The following is a 23,171-nucleotide window of genomic DNA, read 5'->3' as shown; positions in this document are numbered from 1 at the left end:
GTCGGGTCCGGTCGCGAGTCGCGACCGGACCCGAGGTCGTGACCCGAGCCGGGCGGTAACGGCAGAAAAGCACCGCGCCCGGTGTCCGGGTTCTCCGGGTACCGGGCGCGGTGCTGTGCGGTGTGGCGGGGGATCAGGCTCCGGCCAGCACCTCGGTGGTCGAGATGGCCTGGCCGACGCCGGCGACGATCGAGGCGACCTTGAGGGCCTCGAGGATCGCCTCACGGTCGACGCCCGCCTCGCGCAGGGTGTTCTCGTGTGCGGCGACGCAGTGTCCACAGCCGTTGATCGAGGAGACCGCGAACGACCACAGCTCGAAGGCGGCCTTGTCGACGCCGGGGTTGCCGATGATGTTCATCCGCAGGCCCGGACGCAGGTCGTCGTACTTGCCGTCGAGGAAGCCGCGGCCACGGTAGAACACGTTGTTCATACCCATGATCGACGCGGCGCCCAGTGCGGCGTTGTAGGCCTCGGCCGACAGGTTGTCGGCGGCCTCGTCGGAGATCTCCGAGAGCACCTTGGCGTTGCGGGTGGCGGCGGCGGTGGCCAGCAGGGTGCCCCACAGCTGCTCTTCGTTCAGCACGGTGGTGCGGCTGATCGAGCCGAGGTTGAGCTTGAGGTCCTTCGCGTACTCGGGAAGGGCTTCCTTGAGGTTGTCGATGCTCATGAATGTTCCTCTCAGACGCTGGCGTTCAGCAGTTCGCCGGCGTCGATGGTCGGGTCGCCCTTGCGCCAGTTGCAGGCGCACAGCTCGTCGGACTGCAGGGCGTCGAGCACGCGCAGCACCTCGTCGACGTTGCGGCCCACCGAGCCGGCGGTGACCGACACGAACTGGATCTCGTTGTTCGGGTCGATGATGAAGGTCGCGCGGTCGGCGACACCGTCGGCGTTGAGCACACCGGTGGCCTCGACCAGCTCGCGCTTGAGGTCGCTCAGCATCGGGAAGGGGAGGGTCTTGAGATCCTCGTGCTGTGCGCGCCACTGGAAGTGGACGAACTCGTTGTCGACCGAGGCGCCGAGCACCTGGGTGTCACGATCGGCGAACTCGTCGTTCAGCTTGCCGAACGCGGCGATCTCGGTGGGGCAGACGAAGGTGAAGTCCTTCGGCCAGAAGAACACGATCCGCCACTTGCCGGCGTAGTCGTCGCTGGTGACGGTGGTGAAGTAGTCGTCGGGCTGCTGGGCGTTGACCTTGGACAGGTCACCACCGATCACCGCGGTGAGGTTGTAGGCGGGGAACTGGTCGCCGATCGTCAGCAAAGCCATGGTGTGCTCTCGCTCCTTCGTGGTGGTTATTCGGCACGGTCGTACAACTACGACGACGTGTCGTTTCGATGACTCTTCTATTGTGCGCCCAGATCGGTAAAAGTTAAACGTGATGATTGGCACTATACTGATAGGTATGACTGATAAAAGTTATCAGCCCGGTCTGGCCGGACTACGCGCCTTTGTCGCCCTTGCTCGCACTCACCATTTCGGTTCTGCAGCAAAAGAACTCGGGGTGAGTCAACCCTCACTGTCGCAGTCCCTGGCGGGACTTGAGGCGGGCCTCGGGCTCAAACTCATCGATCGCACGACCCGGCGTGTCTTCTTGACTCCGGAGGGGCAGTCGTTGCTCGGCAAGGCGATCGCCATCACCGATGCCGCCGACGACTTCCTGGCCGCGGCGGCCGGGGCCGACGACCCGCTCACCGGGCCGATCCGACTGGGACTGATCCCCACCGTGGCGCCCTACATCCTGCCCACGGTGTTGCGCGGGATCGCCACCGCCCTGCCCGACATCCGGCTGCAGGTGGTGGAGGACCAGACCGCACGGCTGCTCGCCGCACTGCGTGACGGCAGCCTCGACGTGGCCGTCCTCGCACTACCTGCCGAGACCGCCGGGATCGCCGAGATCCCCATGTACGACGAGGATTTCGTACTCGCACTGCCGTCCGGGCATCCGCTCGAGGGGCGTCGCCGCGTGGACCCCACGACGCTCGCCGACCTCCCGCTGCTGTTGCTCGACGAGGGGCACTGCCTACGTGATCAGGCGCTCGAGGTGTGCCGTCTGGCCGGGGTGTCGCCGGATCTCGGGCAGACCCGTGCGGCCTCGCTGGCCACCGCGGTGCAGTGTGTGGAAGGCGGTCTGGGGGTCACCCTGATCCCGGCGACCGCCGTCGAATCCGAAACCGCCAGTGGGGAACTGGCCACCGCCACGTTCACCCGGCCACGACCGGGGCGACGGATCGGGCTGGTCTTCCGGGCGTCGTCGGGCCGTGAGGAACCCTACCGGCGGCTGGCTGCGGTGATCACCGACCTCGTGGACCGGGGCGGGGCGATCGTGCCGGTGGCCGCTCAGACCGGTTCGAGGACGAAGACCGGGAAGAGGTGATCGGCGGCGGCCAGGTGGTCGGCGAAGGCCGGCCACGCCGCCACCGCACGCTCGCACCACAACTCTCGCTCGGCACCGGACACCTCACGTGCGAGGTACTCGCCGACGTGGTCGCCGTCGCGCACCTGTACGCGCGGCTCGGCGAGCAGGACCCGGTACCAGCCCGCCTCGTGCGGGGTGTCCTCGCGTGGCGTGTCCTCGCGCACCGCGACCACCGCGTACACACCGTCGTGCTCGATCCGCATCAGCGGTGTCTGGCGCAGTTCGCCGGACGTGTCGTCGGCCGCGGTCACGATCACCACCGCGGGATCGGCGACGAGACCGGCCGCGGCGTCGCCGGGCTTCGGCAGGGCCGCGGCCGACGGATCCTCGACGGCCGGCCATCCGCCGGCCGACGCCGGACCCCGCTCGAACCAGCCGATCACCGGCAGGGGCCGGCGCACGGGCAGCCGCGACGGTCCGGGGTGGGCCGACCGCATCCGGCGTCCGACCGGTGTTGCACACCTCATCGGTCACCGGCGTTCGCGAGTTCTTCCCACTCGTCGAGCAGGCTCGAGTCCACCTCACGCACCATCTGGCCGACCCGGTCGGTGATGTCCTCGATCTCGTCGGTCGCCACGGCCAACGGAAGTCCTTGCCGCAGTACGCGATAGCAGTCGGTGAGGTAGCGCAGCACGATGCCCTCGCTGCGCGCCAGTCCGTAGGCGGAGATCAGTTCGGTGAAGGTCATCGCCTTCTCCAGCATCTCGCGCAGCACCGACTTGGGCTTCGGCGGGAACGACGACACCCACGGATGCCCACGGCGGTAGACGCCGAAGGCGTACTCGATCTCCTCGGCCAGCGGGCGCGGCCACGAGATCTCCTCCAGTCGCGCCATCCGCTCCTCGTACTCGACCCCGTCGGCCTTCATCTCGGCGATCGCCGCATCGCGGGCCACCTTGCGTTGGGCGAGCAGCACCGGCCGCGGGTCCTCGAGGGTCGACTCCAGCACCGACACCACGTCGAGGGCGTAGGTCGACGACGCCGGGTCCAGCAGTTCGAACGCCGCCAGCGCGAACGCCGACAACGGGTTGGTCAGCGCGAAGTTCTCCGGCATGTCCACCGACAACGCGACCTGGCGGCCGTCCTCGTCGGGCTCGTCGAGGCGCACCACGATCCCGGCGTTGCGCAGATCGCGATAGACCGCGATGGTGTGCTTGATGTGACGCAGCTGCCGGTCCCGCGGCTCGTGGTTGTCCTCGAGCAGATGCCGGATCGCGACGAAGCAGTCACCGGGGCGGCCGAGCACCTCCAGCAGCATCGCGGTGGTCATCTGGAAATGCGAGCGCAGCGGTTCGTCGGGGGCCTCGGTGAGTGCGTAGAACGTCTTCTCGCCCCACGAGACGAATCCTTCCGGGGGTTTCTTGCGGACCAGCTTGCGCAGCTTCTTCGGGTCGTCGCCCGCCTTGGCGACCGCGCGTGCGTTCTCCACATCGTGCTCGGGGGCCTGGGCGACGACGTAGCCGATGGTGTCGAAGCCGGCCCGGCCGGCCCGACCGGCGATCTGGTGGAACTCACGGGCCCGCAGACGGCGCACCCGGGTGCCGTCGTACTTGCTGAGCCCGGCGAACAGCACCGTGCGGATGGGCACGTTGATCCCCACCCCGAGGGTGTCGGTGCCGGCCACCACCTTCAGCAGCCCGCGTTGGGCGAGGCGTTCGACGAGGCGGCGATACCGCGGCAGCATCCCGGCGTGGTGGACACCGATCCCGGCGCGCAACAGCTTCGACAGGGTGGAACCGAAGCCGGTGCTGAACCGGAAGTCGCCGATGGCCTCGGCGATCGCGGCCTTCTCGGCCTTGTCGCAGATCCGCGCCGACAGCAGCGCCTGGGCCCGCTCGACGGCGGCCGCCTGGGTGAAGTGCACGACGTAGATCGGTGCCCGGCCCCGGTCGATGAGGTCCTCGATGGTCTCGTGGATCGGGGTCAGCGCGTAGGCGTACTCCAGCGGGACCGGGCGCTGGGCGCCGGCGATCTCGCGGGTCGGCCGTCCGGTGCGGCGGGTCAGGTCGTCGACGAAGAACGAGACGTCGCCGAGTGTGGCCGACATCAGCAGGAACTGGGTGTCGGGCAGTTCGATCAGCGGTACCTGCCACGCCCAGCCGCGGTCGCGTTCACCGTAGAAGTGGAACTCGTCGGCGATCAGCACCCCGATGTCGCTGTCGGGGCCGTCGCGCAAGGCGAGGTTGGCGACGATCTCGGCGGTCGCGCAGATGATCGGGGCGTCGGCGTTGACCGCGGCGTCACCGGTGAGCAGGCCCACCGAGTCGGCGCCGAACTGATCGCACAGGTCGAAGAACTTCTCGCTGACCAGCGCCTTGATCGGGGCGGTGTAGTACGCGCGCCGCCCGTGACAGCGGGCGAAGTAGATCGCCCCGGAGGCCACCAGCGACTTTCCGGAGCCGGTCGGGGTGGCCAGGATGACGTTGTTGCCGGAGATCAGCTCCAGCAGGGCGTCCTCCTGGTGCGGGTAGAAGTCGATGCCGCGCCCGGACCACCACTCGGTGAACCGGTCGAACGCGGCGTCGTCGTCCCCGGATACGGGTGCGAGCGGATCGGCGATATCGGTCAGATCGGGAATGGCCGACCACCCGGGGTGTCGTCGGGACCGTCGGTCTGGTCGTCACCGTTGAGGCCGGCGAGGAACTGCTCGAGTTCGGCGCCGAGCTCGTCACCGCTGGGCAGCGAGCCCTCGGTGGCCAACAGCGAGGCGCGTTCGGTCTGGGCCTCCTGGAAGGCGTCGTACTGCTGCTCGAGCGCCTTGACCACCGATTCCACCTCGGGATTGCCGCTGACCTCGGAGTCGACCTGTTCACGGACGCGCTCGGCGGCGACGTCGAGTGCGGCCACCGGGAGATCGAGGCCGGTGTAGTCGCCGACCGCGGTCAGCAGTCGCGCCGACGCGGCCGGGTAGTCGGTCTGCGAGAGATAGTGCGGCACATGCACCGACAGCCCGGTGGTCCGTCGGCCGTGCTCGCCCAGACGCAGTTCCAGCAGCATCGATGCGCTCGCCGGCAGCTTCATCGCCGACCCCCACCGCGGCAGGTCCCCGAGCGATTCCGGGTCGTTGCCGTGGGCGGTGATGGTGGCCGGGCGCGTGTGCGGGACGGCCATCGGGATCGCGTTGAGGCCCACCACGTCGCTGACGCCGAAATGATCGGCCAGCCGGCGGACGGCCTCACCGAACCTCTCCCACCGCAGATCCGGCTCGGCACCCGACAGCAACAGGAACACCTTGTCCCCGGCATCACGGACGGCGTGCAGCGTCAGCTGCGGCATGGTGATGTCGGTGAAGGTCTCGCCACTGAACGAGATGGTGGGACGCCGGGACCGGTAGTCCATCAGTTCGTCGGCGTCGAAGGTCGCCACGAGATCCGATTCCAGGGTGTCGCGCAGATGGGCGGCGGCCAGTGCGACGGCGTGTCCGGCGTCGGCGAAACCGTCGAGGGCATGCACCAGCACGGGGCCGGTCTCGGAGTCGCCTCGGCTCATGTGCGGCGCGGGAAATGCCAGTTCGTACAACGAGCTGTCCCCGGTCGGGTGCTCGTCCATGTCGTCGCTCCTCGGTGTCAGCGGCCGGATATGTCGGTGATTGTCTCGCATCCGCCACATCCGGGACCAATCATGCAGGTCGCAGGGTCGTGCATTGGTCACGAAGGAAGAAGATCCCCCGCTCATCAGGGTCCAACGTCACATCGGCGGGCACGATTCCCGACTCGCCGTGGATCGGCCGGTGTGTCGGGGCACGCGGGGCGCGACGCCGGTGGCACGGTTGGGGGAAACAGATGTGTGCCGGCGGACTCGGGGGCCGGTGTGGATCGGTGTGTCGGGCCGGATCGGTGACCTACCGGTCGGAGAGAGGACTGGTGGTGTGAGCAGGGATCGGGGGCGCAGGATGCGCCGGACCGGGGTGATCGCGGTGGCGGCGCTCGCGGTGACGGTGGTCGCGGCATGTGGCGTCGACGGTCGGGCGGTACCCGCGCGGGAGGATCTCTCACCGCTCGCGGTGACCGCCGACGACTTCCCGGTGCCCGGTGCCACCCGGGTCCCGCAACCGGCCGTCGGGTTCGCACTCGGCGGCCTGACCGGCAGTGACCCGGCCGCGGTCGATCCCGCCGACTGCACCCCGCCGACCCTCGATCCCACCGGGGCGGTGGTGCTGCAGGTCATCCCGGCCGGTGGCCCGCAGTCGTTCACCGCCGCCGTCGCCTACTCCGACGACGATCTGTCGTCGGTGGACGACCAGGCGCGGCGGTGCGCGCGATACACCGTCGGGGGCGGGCAGATGGTCGTGCACGTCGGTACCGACGTGTACGACCCCGGCCTGTCCGGGGTCGCGACCACCGAGATCGTGCGGGAGGTGACCTCCGATGCGCCCGGAGCCGGCGCCGAGACCCAGGTCAAAAGTCGGACCCTGATCGGGCAGCGGGGAAGCGTCCGGGTGTATGCGCAGCAGCGCTGGCCCGGCACCGAGGTACCCCCGGCATCCGACCTGGACTCACTGTTCACCGTGGCGGTCACACGCGCCTTCGGCTGAGCCGGCGCCTGTGCACGGCCCGGTGGCTGTGGACAACCGGTCGGCGCGGCGCCGACGGCGATCCCCCTCGACGGCGGGGGACCGCACGATGAGCGCATGAACCAGCCACATCACCTCCCACGGCCGGCATCGTCGCGGCCCACCGCCACCGGCCTGCTGACCGCCGTCCCGGGCCTGCTCGGCTTCATCCCGGAGTCGTCACTGGTGCTGATCTCGATGCGGGAGCAGAACCGGGTGCACGCCACCATGCGCTACGACCTGTCGCTGGGGTCCGACGGGTGGCCCGACGACGATCTGCTCGCCGTACTCGACCGGCTCGGCCGGATCGTCGCCGGCCAGGCCCCGGAGTTCATCGTCGGGGCGATCGCCGACAACCGCTTCTCCCCGCGGGACGAGCGCTACCACCGGGTGCTGGCCACCGCCGACGGCTTCTTCGCCGCCGCAGGCGGTATCGCCCACGGATTCGTCGTCACCGAGTTCGAGGAGCACGCCCCGTGGGAGCTGATCTGGCAGGGCGAGGGCCCGTCGCGGGTGGAGACCGGTGTGGGCGAGGCCGGACGCGACGTGCGCGGGTGGCCGGCCCGGCGGATCGCCGGGACGATGGGCGACCCGCACATCGCGCCGACCGCCGTACGGCATGCGGTCGACACCGGGCGACGCCTGCTCGCCCGGCGCTCGGAGATCGCCGAGATGCTCGCACCGCTGCCGCACTGCGAATCCGAGGACTGTGCGGTGACCGGACCGTATCGAGTGCGATCCCGTGCCGAGACGGCGATCACGGGGTTCGGTGACATCACCGACTTCGTCGGGATCACCGAACTCGACCCGGTCTGGGGTGACCGGATCACCCGGGACCGGCGGGCACTGCTCGCGACGGTGATGGGTGTCCTGCGCAGCCGACCCCGCCTGGACTGCCCGACGGTGTCGGAACTGGAACTGGCCATCACCACACCGGCCGTGCGTGATGCCCTGTTGGCGTGCGCGGTCACCGACCTGCGGATGGACGCGGAATGGTTGTGGCGCATGCTGACCCGGCGATTGACCGGACACGGCCGGGCGCAGGCGGCGACGCTGCTCGGCCACCTGTACTACATCGCCGGCGAGGGCAGCTATGCCGGGGTGACGATCGACATCGCGCGAGAGGCCGACCCGCACGCACGGCTGGCGGAGTTGCTCGACTCCGCACTCCGGAGCGGGGAACACCCGCAGATGCTGTGGGAGATGATCTCCGAGAGCCGGGCCGCGGCCGCCGCCCTCGGCGTGGAACTACCCGCGATCACCCTGGACCGGACGGCGTGACCGGGTTCGGGGAGACCATCGCTCGCTCACCCGGCCACCGTCCGTCGTGGATGCCCTGTGCGTCAGACCTTGTCGACGAAGAGCGAATGCGCCATCTCGCTCGACAGCACCAGACCGTCGTGTCCGGGGGTGTCGATCTCGACGTGCTGCGGGGACACGGTGACGGTCACGCGCGCGTTGGGGACCACACCGGCCTCCCGGAGCTCGGCGATCAGTTCGCGGTCGGACTGGGCGTGCTCGGCCAGGCGTCGGACGATCACCGCGACCGGCTCGCCCTGCGGCAGATCCGCGAGGCGGCTGGCGGTGTCGTTCAGCGACGGTGCATCCGCGCCCAGCGCCTCCAGGCCCGGGATCGGGTTGCCGTACGGCGAGGTCGTCGGGTTGTCGAGGATCTGCAGGAGGCGCCGCTCGACGTTCTCGCTCATGACGTGCTCCCACCGGCACGCCTCGTCGTGGACCTGATCCCATGGCATCCCGATGATGTCGACGAGCAGCCGCTCGGCCAGCCGGTGCTTGCGCATCACGGCGATCGCCAGGTTGCGACCCTTGTCGGTGAGCTCGAGGTGCCGGTCACCGGCCACTCGCAGCAGTCCGTCACGTTCCATTCGGGCGACCGTCTGGGAAACGGTCGGTCCGCTCTGCTCCAGCCTCTCGGCGATGCGTGCCCGAAGTGGCACGATGCCTTCCTCTTCGAGGTCGTAGATGGTCCGGAGGTACATCTCAGTGGTGTCAACGAGATCGTTCACTGTGCGCAGTCCCTTCGTCGCCATCAAGGCTACCCTGCGGATCCGACGGTCCGGACGATCCGGCGGCCGCACCGTGTCAGTGGCGCACCGCGCGAGCGGCCCCCGGCTGTGAGGGACCTCGCTCGGGGGCCGAATTGAGCATCTGGATCTCATCACCCACTAGCCTGAGGGGGTGTTGAGCCAGGAGGGTCCTCGATGAACGCCGCAGTGATCTGGAGTGAGGACTTTCTGTCCTACCGGTGGGCACATTCCCACCCGATGAACCCGGTGCGGCTGGCGCTGACGATGACCCTGGCACAGAGTCTGGGCATCCTCGACGACGTCGACCTCACCCCGCCGTTGCAGATCGACGACGACGCCCTGACCGTCGTGCACTCGCGCGACTACATCGACGCGGTGCGAGCGGTCGGGTCCGGTATGGCCTCGCTGTCGGGGCCGCTGCTCGAGCGGCTGTTCGGCCTCGGCGACAGCGACAACCCGGTGTTCGACGGTATGCACGAGGCGGCCCGGCTGCTCGTCGGCGGCACCCTCGCCGCGGCGCAGGCGGTGCACTCCGGGTCGGTGCGGCGGGCGGTGAACATCGGCGGCGGCATGCACCACGCGATGAAGTCACGCGCCGCCGGGTTCTGTATCTACAACGACTGCGCGGTGGCCATCCGGTGGCTGCTCGAGCAGGGCTACGACCGCATCGCCTACATCGACATCGACGCCCACCACGGCGACGGTGTCCAGGTGGAGTTCGCCGCCGATCCGAGGGTGCTGACGGTCTCGCTGCACCAGCATCCGGCCACCCTCTGGCCCGGCACCGGATGGCCCATCGAGGTCGGTGACGGCGACGCGCAGGGCACCGCGGTCAACCTGCCGTTCATGCCGGACACCTCGGACCGGATGTGGCTACGCGGATTCCATGCGGTGGTCCCGTCGGTGATCGCGGCGTTCCGGCCGCAGATCCTGATCAGCCAGTGCGGTGCCGACTCGCACCGGGCCGACCCGCTGACCGATCTGTCGCTGACCGTCGACGGGCAGCGGGAGGCGATGATCGCGATGCGTGAGCTCGCCGAGAAACACTGTGAGGGAAGGTGGATCGTCGTCGGTGGCGGCGGTTACGGCGTGGTGAACGTCGTACCGCGATCCTGGTCACACATGATCGGTGTGGTTCTGGACAAGGATGTCGACGTCACCACCCAGATCGACGAAACATGGTGTGCCACAGCAGAACAGATCTCCACTCAGGTGCATTCGGACTATGCGCGGCCACCCGAGACGGTGATGGGGGACACGGGCGCGGACGTGAATTATCCCGCCTGGGACGGCGATACGGGCCAGCAGCCGCCGGACGGGGTCGCCGAGTCGGCCCTGCGGCAGACCGACCGTGCGATCATGGCTACGCGCAAGGCCGTTCTTCCCCTACACGGACTCGACCCGGAGGACCCCCGTGACTGACCAGCAGGCATCCCCGATCGCCGGTACGGACGAGGCGACCCCCCGAGGTCCCTGGGACTACCCGCGGCACTGGATCGCCGACGTGCTGGCCTCCGACGGCGGTGTGGTGCACCTGCGGCCGATCGTCCCCGACGACGCCGACCGGGTGGTGCGGTTCCACGCCGGCCTCAGCGAGCGCACCCGCTACATGCGCTACTTCGGGCCCACCCCGACGCTGCCGCCCCGCGAGGTGGTGCGGATGACCACCGTCGACCACAACCAGCGGGTCGCCCTCGTCGCGGTGCTCGGTGGCGAGATCATCGCGATCGGTATCTACGAGGGCCTGTCGATGGACGGCAAGCCCGAGTCGGCGGAGGTGGCCTTCGTCGTCGCCGACGACCACCAGGGCCGTGGTCTCGGGCCGGTCCTGCTCGAACACCTCGCCGGTGCGGCCGCCGAGAACGGGTTCACCCGGTTCGAGGCGGAGGTGCTCAGCGAGAACCCCAACATGGTGGCGGTCTTCCGCGACGCCGGATACCAGATCTCCCGGGCCTTCGACGGTGCCACCGTGCACGTCGAGTTCCTGATCGACCCCACCGAGGCGTTGCTGTCGGTGCGCAACGCCCGTGAGCGCGCCTCCGAGGCGCGCAGCGTCGCCAACCTGCTGCGGCCCACCTCGGTGGCCGTGATCGGTGCCTCCCGCGACCCCAAGAAGGTCGGCAACACCCTGCTGGCCAACATCCTCGCCGGAGGTTTCGCCGGACCGGTCTTCCCGGTCAACGGGCCCGCCCATCCCGCCGAGGAGGCCGACGACGCCGCGGCGGCCAAGGTACCGGCCCGTCACGCCGCGGTACACGGCAACCCGCGGCGGCAGACGCGTGAACGTCCGCCGTCGGTGCGCGGTATCCGCGCCTACGAGACCGTCCGCGACATCCCCGACCCGGTCGATCTGGCCGTGGTCGCTGTGCCCGCGCCGATGGTCGACGCCGTCCTCGACGACTGCCTGGTCAAAGGGGTGCGCACCCTGGTGATCGTGTCCGCCGGTTTCGGCGAGAGCAGCGAGGCCGGGCTGGCCAGCGAACGCCGGCTCCTCGAACAGGTCCGTGCCCACGGCATGCGGCTGGTCGGACCCAACGCGCTCGGCGTCGCCAACAACGACCCCGAGACCGCCCTCAACGCGACCCTGGCACCGCGCATCCCGGCAGACGGCCGCGTCGGCTTCTTCTGCCAGTCCGGCGCCCTCGGGATCGCCATCCTCGACACCGCCGCGCGCCGTCAGATCGGGCTGTCGACCTTCGTCTCCGCAGGCAACCGCGCCGACGTCTCCGGCAACGACCTGCTGCAGTACTGGGACACCGACGCCGCCACCGATGTCATCCTGCTGTACCTGGAGAGCTTCGGTAACCCGCGCAAGTTCTCCCGGATCGCCCAGCGGGTATCGCGGTCCAAGCCGATCGTCGCGGTGAAGTCCGGTCGCGGGGCGCTCACCCCGGCGCGCGCGGCCCGATCGGCGGCGGCCACGCTCGACGACCGGATCGCGCAGATGGTGCTCGAGCAGGCCGGCGTCATCCAGGTCGACACCATCCCCGAACTGTTCGACTGCGCGACGATCTTCGCCTACCAGCCGTTGCCGCGGGGCCCGCGCACCCGGATCATCGGGAACTCCTCGGTGATCGGCAGCATCGCCGCCGACACCGCCCGCAGTCGAGGGCTCGAGGTGATCGACACCGTCGATCTCGGCGCCGGTGCATCGGAGGAGGAGTTCGAGTCCGCGGTCGCCGCGGCGATGGCCGCGCCCGAGGTCGACGCGATCATCGTGGTCTTCGTGCCCCCGGTCGCCGTGGACGCCGACTGGCATGCGCGCGCCCTGATGGCGGCGGCCAACACCCCCGACGCCGACGGCCCCAAGCCGATCGTGACCACCTTCCTCGCCGTCGAGGGCATCCCGCAGGGTCTGATGCGGCCCGGCCCCAACGGTCTGCCCGCACGGGGATCGATCCCGTCGTATTCGAGTCCCGAACGCGCGGCCGCGGCCCTGGCCCACTCGTGGGCGTACGCGCGCTGGCGTGGCCAGCCCGAGTCCTCGGTGGTCCGGCCCGCCGGCCTCGACCCCGCCGCGGCCCGGATGTTCGTGCGGGAGAAGATGGCCGACCTGCAGGACGTCGAGGAGACCGACGAGCCCGGCAAGGTCCTCGGGCATCTCGAGGCGGCCCGGCTGCTGGCCTGGTACGGCATCGAGATCGTGCCCTTCCGCGAGGTCCGGACCCTGCACGAGGCGTCGGCGGCCGCCCGCGAACTCGGGTTCCCGGTGGCGGTCAAGGCCACCTCGGCCGGGTGGCGTGGCCGGATCGACCGTGAGGGTGCGCGTCTGGACCTGCCCGACCCGACCGCGGTGGTCGGTGCCTTCGCCGAACTCATCGAGCTGACCGGCGACCCGGTACTCCACGTGCAGAAGATGGCGCCCAAGGGGATCGGCACCGTCATCACCATGCGTGACGACACGTCGTTCGGTCCGATCATCTCGTTCGGGTTGTCGGGCAGCACCTTCGACCTGCTCGGCGACCGTGCGTTCCGGGCCATCCCGCTGTCGGACCGGGACGCCGCCGACCTCGTCACCGCACCGCGTTCGGCGCCGCTGCTCGACGGGTACCGAGGCGAGCATCCCGCCGACAAGGAGGCGTTGGTCGACCTGCTGCGACGCATCTCGGCACTCGTCGACGACATCCCCGAGATCCGCGAGGTCCACCTCGACCCGATCCTGGTGTCCACCGAGACCGCCGCGGTGCTCCACGCCCAGATCCGGATCGGTCCGGTGCCGAACAAGGCCGACACCGGACCACGACGACTGGCCTGACCCCCGGTGCGGCCCCGGCGCGGCCGGGGTCGATCGGGTGGTCGCCTGTCGTGTTCGGCGTGCGGGGATCTCGACACGACTTGTCGCTGCGCTCCTCGTCGGCTCGATCAGCGTAGGTGATCGCGCCCACGAAGAACCCCATGTGAGGGGTGCCGGTGTCGATGACCACCTCGGAGGTGGTCACCTGTCGTGTTCGGCCTGCGGAGATCTCGACACGACTTGTCGCTGCGCTCCTCGTCGGCTCGATCAGCGTAGGTGGCTCGATCGGCGGCTGGTGGTGTCGCGTCCTGGGGTTCTTCGAGGTCACCGCAACGGAGAAACTGCACCCCGACAGCACTGACCCCGCCGGCGTGGGAACGCCGACGGGGTCAGTGGGTCGAAGGGAACCGGCGGGTCAGCTGGCGTAGGCGCGGAGACGCTCGGCGCGATCTCCCTGACGCAGCTTGCCCATCACCTCGCGCTCGATCTGGCGGACCCGCTCACGGGACAGGCCGAACAGGCGGCCGATCTGGTCGAGGGTGCGCGGCTGTCCGTCGTCGAGGCCGTAGCGCATCCGGATCACCTGCTGCTCCCGCTCGTCGAGGGTGGCCAGCACCGCCCGCACGTCGGAGTGCAGCAGCCCGGCGATCACCGCGTTCTCGGCGGAGGTGGCCTCGGCGTCCTCGATGAAGTCACCCAGCGGGGCCTCCTCGTCACTGCCGACCGGCATGTCGAGGCTCACCGGATCGCGGCTGTGATCGAGCAGGTCGGCGATCTTCTCCGCCGGGATGCCGGTCTCGGCGGCCAGCTCGTCGTCGGTGGCCTCACGGCCGAGCTGCTGGTGCAACTCGCGCTTGATCCGGGCGATCTTGTTCACCTGCTCGACCAGATGGACGGGCAGCCGGATGGTGCGGCTCTGGTCTGCCATGCCGCGGGTGATGGCCTGACGAATCCACCAGGTGGCGTACGTCGAGAACTTGAAGCCCTTGGCGTAGTCGAACTTCTCCATCGCGCGGATCAGGCCCAGGTTGCCCTCCTGGATCAGATCGAGCAGCGGCATCCCGCGACCGGTGTAGCGCTTCGCGAGGGACACCACCAGCCGGAGGTTGGCCTCGAGCAGATGCGCCCGAGCGGCCTCACCCTCACGGATGACCACCGCCAGGTCGCGCTTCTTGACCGCCGAGAGGCGCTTGCGGTTCGCCAGCACATGCTTGGCGTAGAGCCCGGCCTCGATCTGCTTGGCGAGTTCGACCTCTTGCTCGGCATTGAGCAGCGCGGTGCGGCCGATGCCGTTGAGGTAGACGCGGACGAGATCGGCGGCAGGGGACTGGGCGTCCAGATCCTGCTCGGTCATGGCGGGGCGGGCCGAAGTTGTGGCCTCGTCGGTGATGGTGGTGGACGAGGAAGTGGAGCGAGTAACGGTGGAGCGTGACATTCGGCCTCCTGACTTGAGTGCGTTCACTTCGTCCAACGCGGGTCAGGGTGGGAAAGTTCCCGGGGGTTCCCCGGTACGGGAACCGGGATGAATGCCTGTGGCCTGCGGATATCCCGCTCGGCCGGAGAAGATCGTCTGAGAAGTTCCTGAGATGATCCCCTGGGTGGAACCCGGGCGATCAGGCGCCGCCGGAGCCCTCCGCGGTATGGGAGTCGACCGGGTGCGGGTCGACCGGGTGCGGGTCGACCGTGTGTGAGTCGACGGTGCGGGGATCGCGGGTCCGGTCGCCGGCGGTGGGCGAACCCGTCGGGACCGATCCGGACGTGCCGGTGCCGGTGGAGTCGGTCCGGGTGGAGTCGGCCCGGGTGGAGTCGGCGCGGGTGGAGTCGGCACGGGTCGAGTCGGTGTCGGCGGAGCCGCCGGGAGTGGTGCCGTCGGAGTAGGTGGCGTTCGTGTCGATCACCCGGAACGTCGCGCCGAGCGATGCCGGGCCCAGCACATCGTGCTCCGGTCCGTGCATGTAGTTGGGGTGCTCACCGCGTTTGCGGGGCGGGCGGTCGTTGGCGATGAGCACCGCGATCCACGGCAGGGGGATCGACGCGGCGATGATCGCCAGCGCGAGCAGTCCCGAACCGGTGGAGCTGTAGACGATGCCGGCGATGATCAGGGCGGGCACCCGGAACGCCATCAGGATCAGGTACTTCCGAACCCGTGCGCGGTGCTGCTCGTCGTAGGGTTGGGGAGCGCCGGTGATCAGGAAGGCGTCGGACCCACCGTGTTCCCGTGTGGACCGGCCGGTCGGAGAATCCTGTTCACCCATATCTCCACTGTCCCACTTCTGGGGGCGTAAAGCACAGGCGGGTCGACGGGGTCGTCGGAGCCCGGTGTGGTGACGCACAATGGAGGACATGTCTACCGAAACCATCGAGCGGCCCGACCTCGACGAGTGGTCCGACACCAAGACCGACGAGCGGCCGGACGCCGACGCGACCGACCACTCCGACGACGATCGGCCCAAGTTCTTCCACTACGTCAAGAAGGACAAGATCGCCGAGAGCGCCGTCATGGGCAACCATGTCGTCGCCCTCTGCGGCGAGACCTTCCCGGTGACCCGTGCCGCCAAGCCCGGCTCGCCGGTGTGCCCGAAGTGCAAGAAGATCTACAAGCGCATGCGCAAGGACTAGTGCCGGTCGGTCCGGTCGGTCCCGCTCAGTCCGGTCGGTGATCGGCCGGGTCGTCGGCATCCTGCTCGTCGTCGGCCCGCCGGCGCCGGCTGATCGGACCGCTGGACAGGCGTTCGGGCAGCGTCTTGAGCTGCTCGGTCACCTCCGCGGTCTGCGTGGTCACCCACTCGCGCACCTGCACCGTCATCGTCGGTTTGGCCGGCCACATCGACTGCAGTGCGGCGTTGAACTCGGCGCCGATCACGATCGCGAAGCCGAGGAAGAACGCGAACAGCAAGAAGGCGATCGGCGTCGCGAGCGCGCCGTAGGAGTAGCCGGCCCGCACGATCTGCGCCAGATAGATACGCAGGATGTAGCTGGCGATCCAGAAGAACACCCCGGCCACGATCGCCCCGCCCACCAGTCGATGCCACGGCAGCGGATTGGGCAGCGCGAGGTGGTAGAGCGTGGTCAGCACGAGCAGCATCAGCACCGCGACGAACGGGAAGTAGCCGAACGCGATGAGCTGGCTGACGATCGGGTCCCACGAGTCCGGGACGATCTGGCGCAGATAGTCCGGTCCCAGCGCCACCAGCGGTAGCAGCGGGACCGCCACCGCCAGGAACACCACATACAGCAGCAGCGCGAAGATCCGCTGCCACACCGGATTGCGCACCTCGTGCTGATCGTGGGCCCGAACGATCGAGGCGACGAAACACGACACCGCCGACGACCCGGCCCACAGCGACAGCAAGAAGCCCACCGAGATGACGCCCACCCGGCCACGGCCGAGGACGTTGTCGACGGTCGGTTTGATCAGGTCGTCGACGACGCTCGCCGAGAAGGTGCGGTCGGCGAAGGAGATGATGCGGTCGGAGATCACGTTGACCGTGTCCGGTCCGAACCAGCCGGCGAGGTAGCCGACCGAGCCCAACACCCCCAGCAGCAGCGGTGGCAACGACAGCGCCTGCCAGAAGGCGGCCTGGGCGGCCCAGCCGACGATGCCGTCGTCCCACGACTTCACGATGGTGCGCCACACCAGTCGATGGATGTTGCGCCAGACCGGCAGGGGCTTCCCTTCCGGTCCCGGCGGACGATCCTCCGCCGGTGAGGCGTGCCCGGACGGACGGTCCGGCGACCCGTCGCCGGCGTGCGGGGGCTGCCCGGCGGCGGACCGGCCGGACGGCAGGGCATCGGTCACCGCGTCGTCGGACACCGGTGCATCCCCGGACGGCCGATGGTCGTCGGGCGGCAGGGGGACCGGGTTGCGGTGTGGTGTGCTGATGGGTACAGCATTCCTGATCCCGGCCGACGCCGGTGCGATACCCCTGTCACCTGGTGTGTCACGGCGGTGTGTCCCGGACCGCATGTGTCGCCGACGCCGTTGTCGGCACGGATCGGTAGCATGATCGAGGCTCGATGCGCTGCACCGGGCGTCCCTGCGCCGCGACCTCGTTCTCGCCCCGCGGCGCGACCAGCCTCCTCTCATGCGAACACGGAGTCAGTACCCCAGTGACCTCTGCCGAAGACGTCGTCTCTGCTGCCACCGCAGGTCCGCCGCTCCGCGCCTGGCAGCGGCGCGCCCTGACCCGCTACCTCGCGACCGCCCCCAAGGACTTCCTCGCGGTCGCCACCCCGGGTGCCGGTAAGACCACCTTCGGCCTGCGCGTGGCGCGCGAACTCCTCGACGATCGCACCGTCGAGCAGATCGCCGTGGTCACCCCGACCGAACACCTCAAACACCAGTGGGCCGAGGCCGCCGCCCGCGTCGGCATCCAGCTCGACTCCAACTTCCGCAACTCCACCGGTCAGACCAGCACCGACTTCCACGGGGTGGCCCTGACCTACGCGCAGGTCGCCGCGCATCCCACCCGGCACCGGGTGCGTACCGAACGTCGCCGCACCCTGGTCATCCTCGACGAGATCCATCACGGCGGTGACGCGAAGTCCTGGGGTGAGGCGATCCGCGAGGCCTTCGACGACGCCGAACGCCGGCTGGCGCTGACCGGTACGCCGTTCCGTTCCGACGACTCGCCCATCCCGTTCGTCACCTACGAGCCCGAACCGGGCGGGGCGATGCGCTCGCGCGCCGACCACACCTACGGCTACGCCGACGCACTGCGCGACGGCGTGGTCCGGCCGGTGGTGTTCCTGGCGTACTCGGGGCAGGCCAGCTGGCGCAACAGCGCGGGGGAGGAGTTCACCGCCAGGCTCGGCGAACCCCTGTCCGCCGAGCACACCAGCCGTGCCTGGCGCACCGCCCTGGACCCGCACGGCGACTGGATCCCGTCGGTGCTGCAGGCCGCGCACACCCGGCTGCGGCAGCTGCGTGCCGGCGGCATGCCCGATGCCGGGGCGCTGGTGATCGCCACCGACCAGACCGTCGCCCGCGACTACGCCGAACTGATCACCGCGATCTCCGGCAAGGCCCCCACGGTGGTGCTCTCCGACGACCCGAAGGCGTCGTCGAGGATCGCCGAGTTCTCGGCGTCCGACGACGAGTGGATGGTCGCGGTGCGCATGGTGTCCGAGGGCGTCGACGTGCCCCGCCTGGCCGTGGGCGTGTACGCCACCAGCTCGTCCACCCCGCTGTTCTTCGCACAGGCCATCGGCCGGTTCGTGCGGTCGCGCCGGCCGGGTGAGACCGCCAGCGTGTTCCTGCCGTCGGTGCCGGTGCTGCTCGACCTCGCCAGCCAGATGGAGGCCGAACGCGATCACGTGCTCGGCAAGCCGCACCGGGAGAGCGACGGACTCGACGACGCACTGATCGCCGAGGCCAACAAGCAGAAGGACGAGCCCGGCGAGGAGGAGAAGAGTTTCGAGTCGCTGCACGCCGACGCCGAACTCGACCAGGTCATCTTCGACGGCTCGTCGTTCGGCACGGCCACCTTCACCGGCAGCGACGAGGAAGCCGACTATCTGGGCCTGCCCGGCCTGCTCGACGCCGACCAGGTCAAGCAGCTGCTCCGGCAGCGTCAGGACGGCCAGGTGGCGCGACGCTCCGCCGAACCCACACCGGCGCCCAAGGCCGAGGCGTCGCCGCGGGCGGCGGGGGAGAACCTGCACGCCCTGCGCAAGGAACTCAACACCCTGGTCGCCATGCACCATCACCGCACCGGCAAACCGCACGGTGTGGTGCACAGCGAGCTGCGCAGCCGGCTCGGTGGTCCGCCCACGGCCCTGGCGTCGGCCGAGCAACTGCGCGAGCGCATCCAGGCGCTGCGCGAGTGGCGCTGAGCAGACCGGACCGAGCCACACGCCGGCGGCCACGACCGAGCACCCGACGGTGACCGGCCCCGACACAGCGAAAGACCCGGCGGATGGGATCCGCCGGGTCTTTCGCTGCTGAGAGGGTCAGTTCGGGGTGGTCACACGAGTTCGGTGGCCGAGTCGTCGAGCACGATGGCGCTCATCTCGACCAGGCGGGCCTCGTGCTCGTTGAAGTGGTGTCGGCAGAAGAGGAGTTCGCCGCCCTTGGGAAGCACGGCACGTACCTTCGCCGCCGCACCGCAGCGATCGCAACGGTCAGATGCGGTCAGCGGCATGGAGATCGGGGTAGTGGTCGCGATGTCTGGCATTGGTTCCTCCGTCCCGGTCCGGCGCTCTCTGCGCCATTCCTTCAGAGCCGACACATCCGGGCGATGCGTCAACCTCACTCTGTCAGACGTTCGGGCGGTTCGTATTGTTCCGACGCGCCGAGAGTTGTGTCGTCACTCACCCGTTACAACAGAACCGCCGCCGGTTACACGCCCGACAAGGGGGGTAACCGGCGGCGAGACCGTCATCACAGAAAGCGTGGTGAGAACTAGTCCAGGTAGTCGCGCAGAACCTGGGAGCGCGACGGGTGGCGCAGCTTCGACATCGTCTTCGACTCGATCTGACGGATGCGCTCACGGGTGACGCCGTAGACCTGGCCGATCTCGTCGAGCGTGCGCGGCTGACCGTCGGTGAGACCGAAGCGCAGACGCACCACGCCGGCCTCGCGCTCGGAGAGCGTCTCGAGGACCGACTGCAGCTGATCCTGCAGCAGGGTGAAGCTCACCGCGTCGACGGCGACGACCGCCTCGGAGTCCTCGATGAAGTCACCGAGCTGGCTGTCGCCCTCGTCGCCGATGGTCTGGTCCAGCGAGATCGGCTCACGCGCGTACTGCTGGATCTCCAGCACCTTCTCCGGCGTGATGTCCATCTCCTTGGCGAGCTCTTCCGGGGTCGGCTCGCGGCCGAGGTCCTGGAGCAGCTCACGCTGGATACGGCCGAGCTTGTTGATCACCTCGACCATGTGCACCGGGATACGGATGGTGCGGGCCTGGTCGGCCATGGCGCGGGTGATGGCCTGCCGGATCCACCACGTGGCGTAGGTGGAGAACTTGTAGCCCTTGGTGTAGTCGAACTTCTCGACCGCACGGATCAGACCGAGGTTGCCCTCCTGGATCAGGTCCAGGAACGCCATACCGCGACCGGTGTAGCGCTTGGCCAGCGACACCACCAGACGGAGGTTGGCCTCGAGCAGATGGTTCTTGGCGCGGTTGCCGTCACGCGAGATCCAGTTCAGGTCACGCTTCTGGGTGGTGGTGAGCTTCTCACCGGACTCCAGGATGCGACGCAGCCGCTCGGTGGCGAACAGGCCGGCCTCGATCCGCTTGGCGAGCTCGACCTCCTCCTCCGCGTTGAGCAGCGCGACCTTGCCGATCTGCTTGAGGTAGGCGCGCACCGAGTCGGCCGAGGCGGTGAGCTCGGCGTCCTTGCGGGCCTGCCGCAGGGCCTCCGACTCCTCCTCGTCCCAGACGAAGTCGCCGGACGACTTGGCGTCGTCCTTGCCCTTCTTGTCGGTGGCCGCGGCGGTGGCCTTCTTGGCGGCCGCGGGAGCCGCGGGGGTCGAGGACTCGTCGCCCTCGTCCTCCTCCTCGTCGTCGGCGGAGTCCTCGGCGTCGTCGTCATCGTCGACGTCGAGATCATCGATCTCCACGTCGTCGTCGAGGTCGGCGTCGGGACCGTCGATGTCGTCGATCGAGGTGGACTCGAGATCGCCGTCGTCGACCCCCTCGCCGGACTTGGCCGAGGTGGCCTTCTTGGCCGCAGCCTTCTTGGCGGTCCGCTTGGCGGGTGCCTTCTTGGCAGCAGCCTTGCGGGGGGCCTTCTTGGCCGCCGCTTTCTTGGCGGCCTTCTTCGCGGGTGCCTTCTGCGCCGGGGTGGTCGTCGTCGAGGTCGAGTCGTCTACCTCGGCGCCCTCCTGACGGGTTTGGGTGGCTGCCACGTACAACCTTTCGGGATGAATCTCACAACCGTCGCGGCAGCGTGAGCCGTCGCGGATCAGGGCTTGGTCCGGCACAATGGGCACCGGTGCGTTCCATTGTAACGACACCATCACCGTTCAAGTGACAAAGGCCAGGTGAATGGGGTCGCGTCGCGTCTCTGATCAGGCTCTCAGGCCTTGTTCGACGGCCATTGCGGCGCCCACGATGCCGGCGGTGTTGCGCAGGGTCGCCGGCACCACCGGGGTGGTGTTGGTGAGCAACGGAATCCATTTGTCCGATTTCCGGCTGATGCCGCCGCCGGCGATGAACAGCTTCGGCCAGAACAGCGCCTCGTAGGTCCCCAGGACCTCGGAGACCTTCTCGGTCCACTTCGGGTAGGACAACTCCTTGACCTCCTTCACTCGCGACGACGCGATGTGCTCGGCCTCCTTCTTGCCGACCAGCAGATGCCCGAGCTCGGTGTTGGGCACGAGCTTGCCGTCGACCAGCAGGGCCGAGCCGATGCCGGTACCGAAGGTGAGCAGCATCACGACGCCGTCGACGCCCTTGCCCGCCCCGAAGGCGACCTCGGCGAGACCCGCCGCGTCGGCGTCGTTGAGCACCGACACCGGCCGGCCGCCGAGGGCGGTGCCGAACAGTTCCGAGACGTCCGTACCGATCCAGCCGTGGTCGATGTTGGCCGCGGTGCGCATCACGCCGTCGGTGACCACGCCGGGCAGGGTGATGCCGACCGGACCGGCCCAGCCGAAGTGGGCGACCACCTCGGCGACCCCGGCGGCCACCGCGTCGGGCGTGGCGGGTTGCGGGGTGAGCACCTTGAACCGGTCGCCGACCAGTTCACCGGTGTCGAGGTCGACGATGCCGCCCTTGATGCCGGAGCCCCCGACGTCCACGCCGAAGCTCAGATGCGTTGCGGGGGACGGCGAGTCGGATGCGGCGGGTTCGGTCATGGGAGATCCTCTCGGATGATGACTGTCGTTGTCGGAAGCCTCGGTGTACCAGGCTATCCAGGGCGGGCGCGGTGTGCGCGGTTCCCGGCGAAGTCGACACGGCGCCCGGCGGCGGCCGGCCGGTGTGAGGTGCGGCGCCGGGGTGTGCCCGCCGCCACGTGCGGCGGCCGGATGTGTTGACATGGACGAGTGCAGGAACAGATGAGCCAGACCGACCGGGAACGCGCAGCCGAACTGGGGGAGGTGGCCGTCACCGTCGCCGAGGCCGCCGCCGCGCATGTGCGGACGCGACGGCCGGAACTGTTCGGCGTCGCCGGCGAGGGTGGTACCCACGAGCAGAGCGACGCGGTCGCCACCAAGTCCACCCCGACCGACCCGGTGACCCTCGCCGACACCGAGACCGAGGAGCTGATCCGGACGCTGCTGCGGAGCCATCGCCCCGACGACGAGATCCTCGGCGAGGAGGAGGGTGGCAGCGTCAGCGTCCCGTCCGGGGTGCGCTGGGTGATCGACCCGATCGACGGCACCGTCAACTTCATGTACGGCATTCCGGCCTATGCGGTGTCGGTGGCCGCGCAGATCGACGGACGGTCGGTGGCCGGTGCGGTCGTCGACGTCGCCCGGCAGATCACCTATGCCGCCACGCTGGGCGGGGGAGCATTCCGGCACGGGCCGGGCGAGTCACCGCGCCGACTGCGGTGCAACGACATCGATCAGGTCGAGATGGCCCTGGTGGCCACCGGCTTCGGGTACGACGCGCAGCGTCGGCGGGCGCAGGGGCAGCTGGTGGCCCAGATGCTGCCGCGCGTGCGCGACCTGCGCCGGATCGGTGCCGCGGCCCTGGACCTGTGCATGGTGGCCAGCGGCGCCGTCGACGCCCACATCGAACACGGGCTGAGTCCCTGGGACTGGGCGGCCGGCGGCCTGATCGCTGCGGAGGCGGGCGCGACGGTGATCCTGCCGCCGCCGGATTCGCGCTCGGCCGACGGGCATCCCACGATCGCGGTGGCCGGCGGGGTGGCCGAGGACTTCCTCGGCCTGCTCGACGAGATCGGCGCGCGGGTCTGCCTCACCGCCGAGTGAGTGTGCGCAGGCGCGTGACCGTGTCTCTCTGGGTG

At 69.4% G+C, this 23,171-nt stretch carries 19 protein-coding genes and 1 pseudogene; 8 read left to right on the top strand and 12 right to left on the bottom strand.

Annotated elements, in window-relative coordinates:
• Positions 1-133 precede the first annotated feature (133 nt).
• A complete protein-coding gene (locus tag GD1_RS06960; protein ID WP_020793778.1) occupies positions 134-667 on the bottom strand; it encodes an alkyl hydroperoxide reductase in 534 nt (177 codons plus the stop codon).
• A gap of 11 nt (positions 668-678) precedes the next feature.
• Positions 679-1,266 (bottom strand): peroxiredoxin, encoded by a 588-nt coding sequence (locus GD1_RS06955; protein ID WP_053776429.1) that lies wholly within the window; start codon positions 1,264-1,266, stop codon positions 679-681.
• A 136-nt stretch (positions 1,267-1,402) separates the two neighbouring features.
• Here GD1_RS06955 and GD1_RS06950 point away from each other — a divergent pair, with 136 nt between their 5' ends.
• Positions 1,403-2,374 carry a hydrogen peroxide-inducible genes activator gene (locus GD1_RS06950; RefSeq protein WP_059036466.1) on the top strand — a complete coding sequence of 324 codons (972 nt, stop codon included), beginning with the start codon at positions 1,403-1,405 and terminating at the stop codon, positions 2,372-2,374.
• Here GD1_RS06950 and GD1_RS06945 read toward each other — a convergent pair.
• The 3 genes from GD1_RS06945 to GD1_RS06935 are packed head-to-tail and all read right to left on the bottom strand — an operon-like array spanning position 2,338 to position 5,965.
• A complete protein-coding gene (locus tag GD1_RS06945; RefSeq protein WP_082365733.1) occupies positions 2,338-2,883 on the bottom strand; it encodes a nitroreductase/quinone reductase family protein in 546 nt (181 codons plus the stop codon). The two genes, GD1_RS06950 and GD1_RS06945, sit on opposite strands and share 37 nt — an antisense overlap.
• A complete protein-coding gene (locus tag GD1_RS06940) occupies positions 2,880-4,976 on the bottom strand; it encodes a DEAD/DEAH box helicase (protein ID WP_373855257.1) in 2,097 nt (698 codons plus the stop codon). Before GD1_RS06940 ends, GD1_RS06945 begins: the two co-directional genes overlap by 4 nt.
• Positions 4,977-4,981: 5 nt before the next feature.
• Entirely contained in the window at positions 4,982-5,965 is a 984-nt protein-coding gene (locus GD1_RS06935; protein ID WP_053776433.1) for a proteasome assembly chaperone family protein, read from the bottom strand.
• Positions 5,966-6,284: 319 nt separating this feature from the next.
• Between GD1_RS06935 and GD1_RS06930 the strand changes: the two genes are divergently transcribed.
• A complete protein-coding gene (locus GD1_RS06930; protein WP_157079394.1) occupies positions 6,285-6,950 on the top strand; it encodes a hypothetical protein in 666 nt (221 codons plus the stop codon).
• A gap of 96 nt (positions 6,951-7,046) precedes the next feature.
• Positions 7,047-8,249 carry a DUF4192 domain-containing protein gene (locus GD1_RS06925; protein WP_053776435.1) on the top strand — a complete coding sequence of 401 codons (1,203 nt, stop codon included), beginning with the start codon at positions 7,047-7,049 and terminating at the stop codon, positions 8,247-8,249.
• A gap of 62 nt (positions 8,250-8,311) precedes the next feature.
• On the opposite strand, the gene GD1_RS06920 is transcribed toward GD1_RS06925, so the two are convergent.
• On the bottom strand, positions 8,312-8,995 hold the full coding sequence (locus GD1_RS06920) for an iron-dependent transcriptional repressor DtxR (protein WP_053776531.1): 684 nt from the start codon (positions 8,993-8,995) through the stop codon (positions 8,312-8,314).
• Between the two features lie 195 nt (positions 8,996-9,190).
• On the opposite strand from GD1_RS06920, the gene GD1_RS06915 reads away from it, so the two are divergent.
• Complete coding sequence (locus GD1_RS06915; RefSeq protein WP_059036464.1) at positions 9,191-10,438, top strand: acetoin utilization protein AcuC; 1,248 nt, start codon at positions 9,191-9,193, stop codon at positions 10,436-10,438.
• Entirely contained in the window at positions 10,431-13,271 is a 2,841-nt protein-coding gene (locus GD1_RS06910) for a bifunctional acetate--CoA ligase family protein/GNAT family N-acetyltransferase (protein WP_059036463.1), read from the top strand. Before GD1_RS06915 ends, GD1_RS06910 begins: the two co-directional genes overlap by 8 nt.
• Positions 13,272-13,665: 394 nt before the next feature.
• On the opposite strand, the gene GD1_RS06905 is transcribed toward GD1_RS06910, so the two are convergent.
• The gene (locus GD1_RS06905; RefSeq protein ID WP_020793826.1) at positions 13,666-14,685 is read right to left on the bottom strand and encodes a sigma-70 family RNA polymerase sigma factor; all 1,020 of its coding nucleotides are present in this window, start codon (positions 14,683-14,685) and stop codon (positions 13,666-13,668) included.
• 418 nt (positions 14,686-15,103) lie between these two features.
• Positions 15,104-15,505 (bottom strand): annotated as a pseudogene (locus tag GD1_RS24625) (DUF3099 domain-containing protein); the annotation flags it as partial.
• An 88-nt stretch (positions 15,506-15,593) separates the two neighbouring features.
• On the opposite strand from GD1_RS24625, the gene GD1_RS06895 reads away from it, so the two are divergent.
• Positions 15,594-15,869 carry a DUF3039 domain-containing protein gene (locus tag GD1_RS06895; RefSeq protein WP_053776532.1) on the top strand — a complete coding sequence of 92 codons (276 nt, stop codon included), beginning with the start codon at positions 15,594-15,596 and terminating at the stop codon, positions 15,867-15,869.
• Between the two features lie 25 nt (positions 15,870-15,894).
• Here the strand turns inward: GD1_RS06895 and GD1_RS06890 are convergent, their stop codons facing one another.
• Positions 15,895-17,217 carry a YihY/virulence factor BrkB family protein gene (locus GD1_RS06890; RefSeq protein ID WP_083533922.1) on the bottom strand — a complete coding sequence of 441 codons (1,323 nt, stop codon included), beginning with the start codon at positions 17,215-17,217 and terminating at the stop codon, positions 15,895-15,897.
• Positions 17,218-17,360: 143 nt separating this feature from the next.
• Between GD1_RS06890 and GD1_RS06885 the strand changes: the two genes are divergently transcribed.
• Positions 17,361-19,085 carry a DEAD/DEAH box helicase gene (locus GD1_RS06885; protein WP_053776437.1) on the top strand — a complete coding sequence of 575 codons (1,725 nt, stop codon included), beginning with the start codon at positions 17,361-17,363 and terminating at the stop codon, positions 19,083-19,085.
• Positions 19,086-19,216: 131 nt separating this feature from the next.
• Here the strand turns inward: GD1_RS06885 and GD1_RS06880 are convergent, their stop codons facing one another.
• The 3 genes from GD1_RS06880 to ppgK form a co-directional block, all read right to left on the bottom strand.
• Positions 19,217-19,426 (bottom strand): DUF7455 domain-containing protein, encoded by a 210-nt coding sequence (locus GD1_RS06880; protein ID WP_020793520.1) that lies wholly within the window; start codon positions 19,424-19,426, stop codon positions 19,217-19,219.
• 227 nt (positions 19,427-19,653) lie between these two features.
• Positions 19,654-21,102 (bottom strand): RNA polymerase sigma factor, encoded by a 1,449-nt coding sequence (locus tag GD1_RS06875; protein WP_059036462.1) that lies wholly within the window; start codon positions 21,100-21,102, stop codon positions 19,654-19,656.
• 162 nt (positions 21,103-21,264) lie between these two features.
• Entirely contained in the window at positions 21,265-22,053 is a 789-nt protein-coding gene (ppgK, locus tag GD1_RS06870) for a polyphosphate--glucose phosphotransferase (protein ID WP_053776438.1), read from the bottom strand.
• Positions 22,054-22,254: 201 nt separating this feature from the next.
• Between ppgK and GD1_RS06865 the strand changes: the two genes are divergently transcribed.
• Positions 22,255-23,136, top strand: coding sequence for an inositol monophosphatase family protein (locus GD1_RS06865; RefSeq protein ID WP_059036475.1), 882 nt, complete (start codon positions 22,255-22,257; stop codon positions 23,134-23,136).
• Positions 23,137-23,171 lie beyond the last annotated feature (35 nt).

The organism is Gordonia desulfuricans NBRC 100010 (assembly GCF_001485495.1).
Classification (GTDB): Bacteria; Actinomycetota; Actinomycetes; order Mycobacteriales; family Mycobacteriaceae; genus Gordonia; species Gordonia desulfuricans.
Note: the sequence above shows the minus strand (reverse complement) of the source record. Positions and strands in the feature narration are given on the sequence as shown.

Bases quoted from the DNA above. Each gene is read 5' to 3' on its own strand.
- GD1_RS06960 (WP_020793778.1), bottom strand. From the start codon at position 667: ATGAGCATCGACAACCTCAAGGAAGCCCTTCCCGAGTACGCGAAGGAC.
- GD1_RS06955 (WP_053776429.1), bottom strand. From the start codon at position 1,266: ATGGCTTTGCTGACGATCGGCGACCAGTTCCCCGCCTACAACCTCACC.
- GD1_RS06950 (WP_059036466.1), top strand. From the start codon at position 1,403: ATGACTGATAAAAGTTATCAGCCCGGTCTGGCCGGACTACGCGCCTTT.
- GD1_RS06945 (WP_082365733.1), bottom strand. From the start codon at position 2,883: ATGAGGTGTGCAACACCGGTCGGACGCCGGATGCGGTCGGCCCACCCC.
- GD1_RS06935 (WP_053776433.1), bottom strand. From the start codon at position 5,965: ATGGACGAGCACCCGACCGGGGACAGCTCGTTGTACGAACTGGCATTT.
- GD1_RS06925 (WP_053776435.1), top strand. From the start codon at position 7,047: ATGAACCAGCCACATCACCTCCCACGGCCGGCATCGTCGCGGCCCACC.
- GD1_RS06915 (WP_059036464.1), top strand. From the start codon at position 9,191: ATGAACGCCGCAGTGATCTGGAGTGAGGACTTTCTGTCCTACCGGTGG.
- GD1_RS06905 (WP_020793826.1), bottom strand. From the start codon at position 14,685: ATGTCACGCTCCACCGTTACTCGCTCCACTTCCTCGTCCACCACCATC.
- GD1_RS06895 (WP_053776532.1), top strand. From the start codon at position 15,594: ATGTCTACCGAAACCATCGAGCGGCCCGACCTCGACGAGTGGTCCGAC.
- GD1_RS06890 (WP_083533922.1), bottom strand. From the start codon at position 17,217: ATGCGGTCCGGGACACACCGCCGTGACACACCAGGTGACAGGGGTATC.
- GD1_RS06880 (WP_020793520.1), bottom strand. From the start codon at position 19,426: ATGCCAGACATCGCGACCACTACCCCGATCTCCATGCCGCTGACCGCA.
- ppgK (WP_053776438.1), bottom strand. From the start codon at position 22,053: ATGACCGAACCCGCCGCATCCGACTCGCCGTCCCCCGCAACGCATCTG.
- GD1_RS06865 (WP_059036475.1), top strand. From the start codon at position 22,255: ATGAGCCAGACCGACCGGGAACGCGCAGCCGAACTGGGGGAGGTGGCC.